Consider the following 13,929-nt stretch of genomic DNA (forward strand, 5'->3'; position numbering starts at 1 on the left):
CTACCCTGGTTTTTCATACAATGTCTTATCACCTTAAAAATCAATTGTGTGAACCCCTAATATCTTTCAATATCTTTTTTTCCTCTTCACTGAAGAACATTGTGTTGTTCTCACTCCAATCTTCCAGCTTTGGTATTTCAATCACCTGTTTGTTGAATCCCTCTTCAATTTTGTAGTTAGTGGATAATTTTCTTGGGGATATATTATCTACCCGGGTCAAGATATATTTGGCGTTTGAATTGTATCTGTAGCTTTCTTGGCCTAATAGTCCATTCCTAACATTGTCCACTTCTACAAAAGAAAGAAAATATTTATCTTGAATTTTGCGATATTTAATTGTGGCTTTTGCCTCTATTAATATAAAAAAAGGTTTTTTGGATTTTCTTCCCCCTCCAAGGGATTCTACAATTGCTTTAATCTTTTTTGGATCCTTTTGCGTTTCTATCTGAACAATTGCCATGGTTTCTCTTTCAATATAGATTTTGCCCATATTGTTGTTATAGATATTGTCGTTTGACGGTGAAAACCCTATAATAATAATAGGGTTCTCGACTGATTCGATTTCCCCAACATATTCGAAAGTATAATCTGAAAGCTTATCCATATCGAACATTCTGCTTTTTGAACGTACCATATCAGCGTTCTGAACAATCGTGGCTATGCCCCCAACAGCATCCAAATTTAAAGTTGTATGGTTATCTGTTCGGCGGCCCTGGATTATTTCAGCTTGATAGCCTTGGGAACTATTGTCACCTTCATTATAGGCAATAAAGGAAACTTCGGTCAACATTGCGCCTTTACCATCCTCCTCTACGCTTTCACGATAGAAACCGAAAAGATTGAACGGACTCGATGTTATATTGTTTGGGATGTTATTAATGGCTTTTATCAATATATCCCTTGCGGAAAATCCCTTGACAATGACTTCCTCCAAACTGACAGTATAGGGCCTTAATAATATTGTATCCCTTATGCTCAATTTGTTCTTTGGAAGATTTTTTTTTCGATAGGCCAAATGAGAAAACTCTAAATAATTTGAACCAGCGAAATATTCAATTGAAAACTTCCCTGATTCGTTTGTGGTGGTTCCCTGTCCCTCTTCATTTGTGATATGAACAAACTGTATGGATTCTCCGGTTATAGAATCTAAAACAATTTGTGAGTGCAGATGAATACTCCCAAGAAAAAAGATGAAAACGGAAATTTTCTTCATAAATCAACCATTTTTGATGAATATCAACATTATTGTGAAAAGAACAATGTACATTTCCTTTTGTTGTTTAATTGAATCATAGTATAATTGGGAAAATCATACAAACCTAAGACATAAGAAATCCGGACTCATCATAAATGAATCCGGAAAAATCAATTTTAAGAACCTAGAACGTGTAACTAGCCCCAATGTAGCCCCTACAATCTCCACTTGTACAGGCATAATTACTCTCATTTTTCCACTTTCCCATCTCTAATCGTTGCTCAAGTTCCTCTACTTTAAAGTTTTTTAAATCTTCGCTTTTGTTCATAATTATAGTTTTTAGGTTAATGAAATAAAATACTTTTTTAAATGTAGTCTTAAACTTATAAATAATTTTTTAAATTATACAACTTTAGATTAGGATTATTTGAAAATCTCATGATACCTGATTACTCTTTATTAAAAAGAAGCTTGTGCCAATGGCATTCTCAACAAACTTTCCGATTAAGGTAATTTGAATTATTTGGCAATTGTTGAAGTAAAAAAAAACAGATTACAAGAAACAGTACCTATGAATCCTTTTTTGAATTTGAGAATTCTGTAGTTGATGATTTAAAAGTTGCACATAGGTATGGACCGGCCAGACATAATAAAGGTTTTATATCAGTCTTTAAGACATTCAACAAGGGCAAGGACCTTAAGATGAAGTGAATTACTCCTTCATCAACGCTTTGAAAAATATCATTTAGCCAAAAGAAATAGTTGCAATGGATTATCTACTTATTTACGCGGCTTACGAGAACTCTTTAATAAAGGTATAAAAGCGGGATTAATTGAAAAGGAATGTAAGCTCCCCTGAAAACCGAATTCTTTGACAAAAAAGGACTCATTATTGAAATTATCTAGTCATCCCTTAAACAGGCTTGTTATGAAATATAAATCGATTTAAGGGCGAACGCAACGCAGTGGAGTGCTGCAAGCCCCAGATCTTACCCTTAACTAATACTACTGAGCGAGGCAATTTTATCTATTAACGATATAGTCTCCTCATCATTTGAGGAAATCTAATGGTCTATTGGCCTCTTTTTTATATCGTTCCAATCTCCATTCCATTACTCCTAGATTCAGATAATTCTTTCCAAAACAGTTCTTGACCACCGGTTCCTTTCTTTATTCTGTCATTTGTTGATTGCTCTTCCATAGGCCGAATTTTGTTTTTTAGTGAAATTGCATCATTTTTTTCGTCAAAAATTTCCAGTGTTTATTGGGCCTCCCAAAGGGTTTACTGTAGATTTCGGAAAAGTCTACTGTAGCCCCATATTTTGCACAGTATTCCAAAATCCATTCAATTAACTGGTTTTCAACTTGTTGAAGACCCGAAAACAACCGTGATGGCGCAAACTGCGCATCACCCTCTTGCTATTCAATTTTTCACGCTCGCGTGAAAACCCAAATACATTTCTTTAGTGTATAGAGTATCAATGAACTAAGTGGTTGTTGTTTCCTTGGAGCTGTTAATTGAACTTTTATTCCCAAACACTACAAAAACCGAGATGTACATTTATGAATGGCTTTTCTTAATTCTAAATCAAAAGTCAATATTTCCAAACTTTTCCTTGTTGTCATTTGAATCTGAAAACTTCGAATCAAGAATTGTTTCCAGACCACTCATGTCTTCACTGATTTTTTTATCCAAGACCCGCGCGTAAATTTGGGTAGTGGCCAATTTTGTATGACCTAAAATTTTGGAAACAGTTTCAATAGGAACCCCATTGCTTAAAGTAATAGTAGTAGCGAAAGTATGTCTGGCCACATGGAAGGTTACATTTTTTGTGATGTCACAGGCATCTGCGATTTCCTTTAAATAACTATTCAACTTTTGGTTGGAAATTCTGGGAAATAATTTTTCCGGTTGTCTTTTTGGGTGATATTGGTATCGTTTTATTATTGACAATGCTGGTCCCATTAAAGGCAGCTTGAAGCTGTTCTTAGTCTTTTGTCTTTTAGTACTTATCCAATGCTTTCCATCGATACCCAATACGAGATTGTCCTCATTAAGGTTCATTATATCACAATAGGCAATGCCTGTGTAGCAACTAAAAACAAATAAATCTTTTACAATACGCAATCGTTCAATCCCTGTATGATAGGTTTGAATTTTTTGAAGCTCATTTAAGTTCAAAAATTCCCTTTCCTTTCTTTCCATTCTAATCTTAAACTTTTGAAATGGATCCCTATCAATCCATTCGTTGTCAACCGCCATTCTAATCATTTTGCGTAAGCGTTGAATATGCTTCATTGCACTATTGTTTGAAAGATTATTATGATGATTTATTGGATATAGTTTACGTAAATAGGTTTCAAACCCAACAATAAATTGATGATTAAGCTGCGATAATCTGTAATCATCACATTTGTATTGCTTCTTGATATACTTTAGTAGGTACTTCTGACAGGTCTTGTAGTGACTAAGAGTAGCCTTACAAAGACTATGCGCATTGTGCGTATTGTGATACTCAAATAAATTCTTCAAAGTAAATTCATTTACGTCCTCTCCAAAATAATGGGCCTTAACCATCTGTGGAGTTATATGTGACGTTCGAGATCGAAGCTCCCGATAGCACTGAAAAAGTTCGGTTTCGACCTCCATCAAATAGGTGTTGATTTCCTGCGCTTCTTTTGTTCGACCCAGAACCCTCGACCCCTTTCGGTCCCATATTTCTATTGGAATCGTATATTTAAGGCTCATGTTAACTCGTTGTGAATCAACGGTTATACGGGCATAAATCTTAGCGGTACCGTCATTCCGCCGGGCAGTGCTTATCCAGAAACTAATTGAAAATGTAGACCGAGTTCTCATAGGTTTTGTGTTAAATTGAACGAAAATCACCTACGAAAGTCAAATACTAAGTTTCTGTAATATAGTTAATTACAAGCTTATTCGGTTAACACTTTGAAGAAAAAAATTTACTAACCGAATTGCAAACCAAAACATACCAAATCAAACCAATTCAAATAAAGGTCCTAAAAAATTAAATCCTTGCAAATCAATAAGATATGCAAGGATTTGTTTTTGTTTGAACTCTATAAGTGATCGCGGAAGGATTCGAACCTTCGACCGTCTGCTTAGAAGGCAGATGCTCTATCCAGCTGAGCTACGCGACCAAACTTTGCGGGTGCAAAGATACTAATGTAACCGATTGTAAAAAATATTTTTTCGATTTCTTGTCTTTTTTATCACAAGGCCGCTACAATCGGTTACACTGGATTTTATTTAAACCCTATCTCCTTCAATCCTTTATGGCTGATTTTAATGACCTCCAAAGGTTTCTTGTCCCAGGTCATATCCTGTTCAACAAAATACTTTTTCATGCCAGAGGTCTTCTTTTCCTTCAAAATTCTTCCAAAATCTATGGTTCCTTCCCCTACTGGCGCAAATTTTCCCTCTTCGTCCATGTCCTTTACATGCCATAACTTGAATCTTCCCGGATATTTTTCAAAATAAGTGACCGGGTCGGCCCCTGCTCTCGTTACCCAATATAGGTCCATTTGGAAATTCACATATTTTGGGTCCGTGTTCTCCAACAAATACACGATTGGTTTTATCCCGTCCTCATTGTCCTTGTACTCAAAATCGTGGTTGTGGTACAACAGTTTCAATCCTGCCGCTTTACATTTCTTCCCCAATGTGGTAAGAACGTCAGCAAACTCCTTCATGGTGCCTTTCATTCCCATGGTCCTGTTCTCTCGATCAAAAGTGAACATCCCCATGGGAGGAACGGGAATGGTAAAATATTCGAATCCAGCAGCCTTGGTATCCGCTATTTGTTGGTCTGCATTTTCCAAGGTCACACCACCCATGTGGGTACTTACCGGTTTCAGCCCAATACTCTTCAAATAGGATTTGAACTCCTTGGGCTCCATACCATAAAATTTTCCGTCTTGGTACCCTGCCGCCTCAACGTATGAGTAGCCGGCATCAGCCACTTTTTGCAAAGTGGCCTTGGCATCCTCGCCCATATTTTCCCTTACCGTATAGAGTGCAAGTCCCCCAAAATTGTCCTGGGCATAAATCGAAAGTGTACATAATGTAATTGCAAGGGTTAGAATACCCTTTGTGGATAAAAATCTGTTCATCATTATTGTTTGTAGTTAATTTCAGTTTCCTATGTGATTCACAAGATACTGATTATTGGCTTTATGAAATATGTGAAAAAATAAAAAATCCGTTAGAAAAATGGATTCCAACGGATTTTTCATACAGACACGAATCTAAAGATCAGATTTCGCTCATCTGCAATGTCAAATGGACCTTAATTTCATCATCCACCTTGATCATGCCCAACATTTTCTTGGGGGCTTCCAGTTCAAAGTCACTGAGTCGTAACGTAAGGGTACCATTGACACAAATGTTTTTTGACTGATCACAATGAAGTTCGGTTTTATATGTACGGGAAACACCCGCTATTTTTATTTCGACACCAACATCAACCATACTTTGGTCTGCTGATGGTGGTTCCACATAAAGTAGTTTAAGACCTACTTGGGGATGTTTTTCGGTTTTCAACAGCTCTTGGAAATCCTTGTTGATGGCCCTTCCTCCACAATCAAAACAGTCGTTGACCAATTTAAGTTCCGCATTTCTGAAAAGAATTTGATCGGACTTTTCGTCATATTCCAATCTTATCGGCATTTCCTGTTCCTGTAAATTATAGGTGCAGGTAAACTCATTGACATTGGTGGTACCTGCAATAATCACTTCGCTATCTGGAGCGACCCTGACCTTGGTTTCCCGTTCAGGATCGTTAAAGGTAAATCCGTAAACAAAAATCAGTCCCAATAATAGGGTTTTAGTGATATGTGGCATTGAGGTCAACATGATACCTAATATACTATTTTTAAGATTAAAGACCTAGGGCATTGCTACCCTAGGTCATTTTCAAAAACAAATTCAATCTAGAAACTAATTACAGCTTCCAATAAAAGTCCTTTGAACTCACCATCATGGAAGATACTAGTGGTATCGTATCCATCATATTGCTGGTTCACATATTCTATTTTGGCTAGGATGTTCTTGGTCAAGAATACACCACCTCCCAATTGGAATCTATCAATGGTTACTTCAGATCCGGATGGGTCATCAGAGGTTACTGTATTGTAACGAGTTGCCAAGTAGAAGTTTTCACTGCCTCCGAACCTGTAGATCAACTCACCGGCCAATTGGGTTGCATTCCTGTCACTGGTTTCAGAATCGCTTTTACCAGATGCTGTTTCAAATGTTCCAAAGAACTCCAATCCTTTATACTTTACAAACGGATTGATCATAAAGGCTGTGATCTCATTATTGAATCCAGGGTTATATCTACCTGATCTAAAGTTGCTGGATGTTGAAGCCTCTGTATTCTCCATTACCAAGTAATATCTAGATCCTGAACGGTCTGCACTATAAAGATATACGTGACCTGATTTTCCAGTACTGTACATGGAACCTGTGATTCTAAGTCTCAAATCCTCGGTAACTTGTCCATCGTATCCCAATTTGGCCAAGATGGATGCGCCAGTAGTCTCTGGATTGTTGACCGCTTGGTTCAATTTACCATTGGATAGACCGAACATACCGATGAATCCATTTTTCCTGAAGTAAACCTCACCGCCAACCTCTGTGGTAAACCCATCCATGATCAAGTTTCCAACAAACGGGTTGTGCATGGCCTGAGCGTTGTCTGTTCTTCTAAAGTGGGCATCACCGTAATTGTTTTCCATGTGTCCCACTTTAATGGTAAGGTACTGCATGGCATCTTCCAAAAACCCAGGGCTGATGAAATCCAAGTTGTCCACTTGAAAATATCCACCTTTCACATAAGGTTCTGGGTGGTGGCGAGAAGACAGGTAAGTTCTCAAGTGCATTCTCACACCTTTGGCCAATGCCACATCCAAATCCAAGTTTGCGGTTGCCAAGTTAAAGTTATCTCCAATCGGGATAAGCTCTACAGCTCCTGAGTTTTCATGATCTATGGCTTGAAACTGTAATGTGGATGACCCACCTACCCTTACTTTCACACCATCAAAGGTGGAAACGGTATCTTTTGGAGCTTCAAAAACATTCACTCCATTTTTGTCCGGCGAACGGAAATTGTCAAGTTGACGATTTTGGGAATACCCCGATAGGCCTACCAAGAAAGCGGCAGCCAATAGTCCGAATTTTGTGTATTTCTTCATTGTTGTAGATTTATTAGTTGAGTATTAAGATTAATTATTTCCAAACGGTGTTATAGTGGACTTCAATGTCATCTCCCGTAGTAATGGTCCCCAAAAGCGCTTTGGGCGGGTCAACGTTGAAATCGGTCATTTTCAAAGCTTTTTTACCTTCCAACAATACTGTTCCATTATTCAGTGTCATGTTAAATGGAAGATCGATGGTATTGGTGCTTCCGGCTATAGTAAGGTTACCTGTGGCAACTACCTTGTATTTATTGGAAGCAGAGGTTACGGGCGAAATACTTTTCACACTTTTCAACTCGAACACGATTTGTTTGTGTTTCTTGGTTTCGAGGGCTTTGTAAGTATTCTTATCCATGGCCCCTTTTCCACTCTTTAGGCTTTCGGCTTCCACCGTAAACTTTAAAGTGCTGATCTTTGGAAGATCACCTGTATTGTCCAAAGTGATCGTACCTGATTTTTGCTCTGCAACCTCTTCCCAGTCATGTAGGGTCGAAGTTCCTGTTACCATTACTTCCCCGGCTCCATTATTGAGCTTATAGTTCTGCGCGGAAAGTGCGAAGGGCACGAGGGCAAATGTTATCCAAAGGATTGCTGCTTTTAAGAGCGACTGTCGATGTGATGTATGATACTGCATTGCTAATTGTTTTTTGGTTTTTGTTGGGTCAAAGATCCTGTATGAAAATTTTCTAAAAGATGATATATGTCAGTTTTTTCCTAAAAACTTGATTTTTAGCTATTAAGACTCAATAAAATTTAATAGTTGCTGATATTCAATGGTTTATATCATAGACATTCATGGCCATCCACAGAAACATCAAGAGACCCTGCGCTTTACCTCCTTTTCGTAGGACCCAGTGAAGGTTTGAATCAGCTTAGGGCATCGCTTCATCCCAAAATGCTGATTTTTATCATGTTCTGAAGATTATATAGCTGCTACTTTTACGTATCGATTTTAACATATATCAATCTCTAAATAGATGTTCCTATGGAAACAGTAATAGAAAAGCAGCTCAACGTTTATTCCTTCGGTAATAAAAAAGCCGATGGTGGACGCGATATGAAGAATCTGCTTGGTGGCAAAGGAGCCAACTTGGCCGAAATGAGCCGTATTGGTATCCCAGTGCCCCCAGGTTTTACGATAACCACTGAAGTTTGTACCCAATACAACGAAGAAGGTAGAGAGTCCGTAATAAATCGAATTGAGCCGGAAGTACGGGCGGCCATAACCCAAATCGAGGAAACCATGGGAGCCATTTTCGGAGATGACGAAAATCCCTTGTTGATTTCGGTCCGTTCCGGTGCACGGGTTTCCATGCCCGGTATGATGGATACCGTCCTTAACCTTGGTTTAAACGATGAATCCATCAAAGGTGTCATTAAAATGACGGGCAACGAACGTTTTGCCTGGGATTCCTACCGTCGATTCATTCAAATGTACAGTAGCGTTGTCATGGGACTCAAACCCGAGTCCAAAGATGATTTAGATCCCTTTGAAGAGATCATCGATCATTTAAAGGACAAAAGAAGGATTGAACAGGATACCCAATTTACTGTCCAGGACTTTCAGGATTTGGTATACGATTTTAAGGACATCGTTAAAAAAAGAACGGGAAAACCTTTCCCAAACAATCCATGGGACCAACTTTGGGGAGCCATTGCCGCTGTATTCGATAGCTGGAACGGCGACCGTGCCATTTATTACCGAAAAATGCATGGTTACCCAGAAGATTGGGGAACCGCAGTGAACGTGCAGGCCATGGTATTCGGTAATATGGGAGAAGATTCAGGCACCGGGGTATGCTTTACCAGGGATGCAGGGACCGGGGAAAATATGTTCAACGGCGAATACCTCATCAATGCACAGGGTGAAGATGTGGTTGCCGGTGTCCGTACCCCACAACAAATTACCTTGTTGGGTTCACAACGTTGGGCCAAACTCGCCCAAGTGGATGAGGAAGAACGTAAAGAAAGCTACCCATCCCTCGAAGAATTAATGCCCGACATTTATAAGGAATTGTTCGAATACCAAAATAAACTGGAGACACATTATCAGGACATGCAGGATATGGAGTTTACCATTCAACAAGGAAAACTTTGGATTCTACAGACCCGTAATGGTAAACGTACCGGTGCTGCCATGGTGAAAATTGCCATGGATTTGCTCAAAGAAGGATTGATTGACGAAAAAAAGGCCCTAATGCGCATAGAGCCCAACAAACTGAACGAACTTTTGCACCCCGTCTTTGATCCTGAAGCATTGCAAGAAGCAGATGTGATCGCACAAGGATTGCCTGCATCGCCTGGAGCGGCCACTGGCCAGATTGTTTTCTTTGCCGATGAAGCTGATAAGTTCAAGAACAGTATTTTGGTCCGTGTGGAAACCTCTCCCGAAGATGTGGAAGGTATGAACGTGGCCAAAGGGATCGTGACCGCCCGTGGGGGTATGACCTCTCACGCGGCTGTTGTTGCACGTGGAATTGGTAAGTGCTGTGTTTCCGGGGCAGGTGCCTTGAAAATCAATTATAAAACAAGGACTCTCAAAGTGGGCGACCACGAATACCACGAAGGCGATTGGATTTCCATCAATGGCTCCACAGGTAATATCCTAGAAGGAAAAGTAGGTACAAAAGAACCGGAATTGAGCGGGGAATTCGCCGAGTTGATGGAACTGTCCGATAACTACGCCACTATGGAGATACGAACAAACGCCGATACACCGAAAGATGCCTTGATCGCTAGGAATTTCGGGGCAAAAGGCATTGGCTTGACCCGTACCGAGCATATGTTCTTCGAAGTGGACCGTATCAAAGCCATGCGAGAAATGATTCTGGCCGATACCATAAAAGGTCGCAAGCAAGCACTGAAAGAACTGCTTCCCATGCAACGCAACGACTTTGAGGGAATCTTTAGGGCCATGGAAGGCTATCCTGTTACCGTAAGGTTATTGGACCCACCCCTACATGAATTTGTGCCCCATCAATTGGCTACCCAAAAAGAGTTGGCCGAAGAATTGCACATTTCCTTGGCAGCTGTTAAAAGCAAAGTGGCCGAACTGGAAGAGTTCAACCCCATGATGGGACACCGAGGCTGTAGGTTGGGAAATACCTATCCAGAAATCACAGAGATGCAGACTCAGGCCATTTTAGAGGCTGCCCTTAAAGTGAAAAAGGACGGTATCATCATAAAACCCGAAATCATGGTTCCATTGGTGGGTACGGTCGAGGAGTTTGTGCAACAAAAAGCCATTATCGATGCAACCGCCCAAGAGGTTTTCAAAAAACGCAAGGATACGGTGGAATATTCCGTGGGCACCATGATAGAAACCCCAAGGGCCACATTGATCGCGGATAAAATTGCCGAAAAAGCGGATTTCTTCTCTTTCGGAACCAACGACCTTACCCAGATGACCTTTGGATACTCCAGGGACGATTCCGGAAAGTTCTTGCCTACCTATATTGAAAAAGGTATCCTAAAAGCTGATCCTTTTGAAATCTTGGATCAAGAGGGTGTTGGCCAATTGGTAACATTGGGAACCCAACGGGGCCGTGAAGCACATCCAGGCCTTAAAGTGGGAATCTGTGGAGAACACGGTGGCGAACCAAGTTCTGTGGGATTCTGCCAAAAAGTAGGAATGAACTACGTAAGCTGCTCCCCATTTAGGGTACCCATTGCACGTGTAGCGGCAGCCCAAGCAGTACTGTCTTAGTGATATAGAAATAACCATTCTGTTTTTTTAATCCCCGGTCTTTGAGTTTATCAAACGCCGGGGATTTTTTGATGGCATTTTCAATCAGTAATCACGATCTTAGCAAAACAATCAAACACCATGACCAACGAGAAAACGGCCATACGAACTACCTACTTCAGCATACTTGGAAATATGGGGCTGGCCCTGATCAAGGGATCGGCAGGATTTTTTGGAAACTCCTATGCACTCATCGCAGATGCCATAGAATCCACTACCGATATTTTTTCTTCCTTTTTGGTACTGTTGGGCTTCAAATATGCTGAGAAACCGCCTGATGAGAACCATCCCTACGGACATGGAAAAATAGAGCCCTTGGTCACATTCATTGTTGTGGCCTTTTTGGTTACATCGGCCACGATCATTGCCTATGAGAGCATCCAACATATCAAAACGCCTCACAAAGTTCCAGAGCCCTGGACATTGTTCGTCTTGGGCGGCATCATTCTTTGGAAGGAAATTTCGTTTCAAATAGTCATCAGAAAAAGTAAACAGACCCATAGTTCCTCTTTGCGGGCAGATGCCTGGCACCACAGGAGCGACGCCATAACCTCCGTGATGGCATTTTTGGGGATTTCCGTCGCCCTCCTATTTGGAGAGGGCTATGAAACCGCTGATGATTGGGCTGCGCTTCTGGCATCGGCCTTTATCCTTTACAATGCCTATTTGATATTTCGTCCCGCCCTTGGCGAGATCATGGACGAGCACCAATACGATGAGCTTATTTTGGAAATACGGAAGAAATCTTCCCAGGTTGAGGGAATACTGGGTACAGAAAAATGTTTTGTCCGAAAATCGGGCATGAAATACCATGTGGACCTACATGCGATCGTGGATGGTAAGATTTCAGTGGAAAAGGGACATTGGGTCGCCCATGAACTCAAGGATTATCTTCGAAAGGAAATTCCCAACTTAGGGCACGTACTGATCCATATCGAACCTAACGAATACACTTATAAATAGGGTTTTGCACTTTGGTCAGTGGGTAAAATGAACTATCTTATTCATCCAAAACCCAACCGATATGACCAAACTCTCTTTATTTTTTTGTTGCTTCTTGTTGCTTTTATCCTGCAACCAGACCGAAAAATCAAAATTCAACATAGAAGTAAGCTTCAATGAAACCGCAAGTGCCGAAAACAAAGATGGTCGATTGTTACTGATGCTTTCTTCAGACGATAGCAAGGAACCCCGTTTTCAAATAGGCGAAGGCCTGAGCACCCAACTCATTTTTGGAATGAATGTGGATGACATGTCAGCAGGGGAATCCATCCAGTTCGATGAATCCATATTTGGATATCCATATCCCAGCCTTGAAGATGTGCCTCCTGGAGAATATAATGTCCAAGCCCTTTTACATGTGTATGAAACCTTCGATTTGTCCACCGGCCACACCGTGAAGCTTCCAATGGACAATGGTGAAGGCCAGCATTGGAACACCTCTCCCGGAAATCTGTACAGCAAACCTTTTAAAATAACCGTAGGGGAGAATGGGATTGAGAACATTTCCGTGGTCATGGGTCAAAAAATCCCACCCATACCCGAACCCGAGGACACGGAATGGATCAAGCATATCAAAATCAAATCAGAGAAATTATCGGAGTTCTATGGACGGGACATGTACTTGGGCGCCCATATATTATTGCCCAAAGGTTTTGATGAACATCCTGAGGCAAAGTACCCCTTGATGGTTTTCCATGGGCATTTTCCGCGTGACTTTGGAGGTTTCCGTACCACTCCGCCCGACCCCAACTTGGAACCTACGTACTCGGCGAGATTCGATTTGGAAGGTTATAATATTATTCAGCAACAAGAAGCCTACGATTTTTACAAACGATGGAACGAACCGGACTTTCCCCGTTTCCTCATTATAGAAATTCAACACCCTACCCCTTACTACGATGATTCCTATGCGGTAAACTCCGCAAGCCAAGGACCCTACGGAGATGCCATTACCTATGAACTGATTCCTGCCATTGAGGAACAGTTCCGTGGGATGGGCGAAGGCTGGTCACGATTTTTATACGGTGGCTCCACAGGTGGTTGGGAAGCCTTGGCGGTACAGGTAAAATATCCGGATGAATACAACGGTTGTTTTGCCGCCTGTCCGGACCCTATCGACTTTAGGGCCTATTGCCTTACCAATATTTACGAGGATGACAATGCCTACTATTACGATTCTCCCCATAAGCAATTGGAGGTTCCATCCCATAGAAATTATTTAGGGAACATTGAATCCACCTTACGGCAAGGCAACCATTTGGAACTGGTATTGGGCGATAAATCCAGATCGGGGCAACAATGGGATATTTGGGAAGCGACCTATTCGCCCCAAGGGGACGATGGCTATCCTGCACGCATCTGGGACAAAATGACCGGGGACATTGACCATGAAGTGGCCGAGTATTGGAAGGAAAACTACGATCTACGACATATTCTTGAACGTGACTGGGGCAAACTGGGGCCCAAGTTAAAAGGTAAAATCCATATTTACTGTGGCGATATGGACAACTACTATTTGAACAATGCCGTCTATTTGATGGAGGATTTTCTGGAAAGTACCAGCGAACCCTATTATGACGGCGAAGTATTGTACGGGGACCGAGCCGAACACTGTTGGAACGGGGACCCGGAACAACCCAATGCCATAAGTCGTTTGCGTTATAATTCGATGTACGTGCCCAAAATCATGAAACGGATTGCCGAAAGCGCACCATCAGGAGCGGATTTGACCAGTTGGAGGTACCAATAAAAAAAAGGACGCTTA

At 41.1% G+C, this 13,929-nt stretch carries 9 protein-coding genes and 1 tRNA gene; 3 read left to right on the forward strand and 7 right to left on the reverse strand.

All coding sequences use genetic code 11. From position 1 onward, the window contains the following. Window positions 1-40 precede the first annotated feature (40 nt). From EO132_RS04865 to EO132_RS04895, 7 genes are all read right to left on the reverse strand, one after another. The gene (locus EO132_RS04865) at window positions 41-1,213 is read right to left on the reverse strand and encodes a peptidase associated/transthyretin-like domain-containing protein (RefSeq protein ID WP_127136851.1); all 1,173 of its coding nucleotides are present in this window, start codon (window positions 1,211-1,213) and stop codon (window positions 41-43) included. 1,570 nt (window positions 1,214-2,783) lie between these two features. Beyond that, on the reverse strand, window positions 2,784-4,055 hold the full coding sequence (locus EO132_RS04870; protein WP_127136927.1) for a site-specific integrase: 1,272 nt from the start codon (window positions 4,053-4,055) through the stop codon (window positions 2,784-2,786). Between the two features lie 231 nt (window positions 4,056-4,286). Continuing rightward, window positions 4,287-4,360, reverse strand: a tRNA-Arg gene (locus EO132_RS04875). 105 nt (window positions 4,361-4,465) lie between these two features. Further along, complete coding sequence (locus EO132_RS04880; protein WP_127136852.1) at window positions 4,466-5,332, reverse strand: sugar phosphate isomerase/epimerase family protein; 867 nt, start codon at window positions 5,330-5,332, stop codon at window positions 4,466-4,468. Window positions 5,333-5,474: 142 nt separating this feature from the next. Then, window positions 5,475-6,035, reverse strand: coding sequence for a YceI family protein (locus EO132_RS04885; protein WP_164732275.1), 561 nt, complete (start codon window positions 6,033-6,035; stop codon window positions 5,475-5,477). 116 nt (window positions 6,036-6,151) lie between these two features. Next, window positions 6,152-7,414, reverse strand: a complete 1,263-nt coding sequence (locus EO132_RS04890) for a hypothetical protein (protein WP_127136854.1) — start codon at window positions 7,412-7,414, stop codon at window positions 6,152-6,154. Window positions 7,415-7,448: 34 nt separating this feature from the next. Next, window positions 7,449-8,051 (reverse strand): YceI family protein, encoded by a 603-nt coding sequence (locus EO132_RS04895; protein WP_127136855.1) that lies wholly within the window; start codon window positions 8,049-8,051, stop codon window positions 7,449-7,451. 351 nt (window positions 8,052-8,402) lie between these two features. Here EO132_RS04895 and ppdK point away from each other — a divergent pair, with 351 nt between their 5' ends. From ppdK to EO132_RS04910, 3 genes are all read left to right on the forward strand, one after another. Beyond that, the gene (gene ppdK, locus EO132_RS04900; protein ID WP_127136856.1) at window positions 8,403-11,123 is read left to right on the forward strand and encodes a pyruvate, phosphate dikinase; all 2,721 of its coding nucleotides are present in this window, start codon (window positions 8,403-8,405) and stop codon (window positions 11,121-11,123) included. A 120-nt stretch (window positions 11,124-11,243) separates the two neighbouring features. Continuing rightward, window positions 11,244-12,125 carry a cation diffusion facilitator family transporter gene (locus EO132_RS04905; RefSeq protein ID WP_127136857.1) on the forward strand — a complete coding sequence of 294 codons (882 nt, stop codon included), beginning with the start codon at window positions 11,244-11,246 and terminating at the stop codon, window positions 12,123-12,125. A 61-nt stretch (window positions 12,126-12,186) separates the two neighbouring features. Next, the gene (locus EO132_RS04910; protein ID WP_127136858.1) at window positions 12,187-13,914 is read left to right on the forward strand and encodes an alpha/beta hydrolase-fold protein; all 1,728 of its coding nucleotides are present in this window, start codon (window positions 12,187-12,189) and stop codon (window positions 13,912-13,914) included. Window positions 13,915-13,929 lie beyond the last annotated feature (15 nt).

The organism is Flagellimonas oceanensis, from assembly GCF_003992595.1.
In the GTDB taxonomy this organism is placed as follows: Bacteria; Bacteroidota; Bacteroidia; order Flavobacteriales; family Flavobacteriaceae; genus Flagellimonas; species Flagellimonas oceanensis.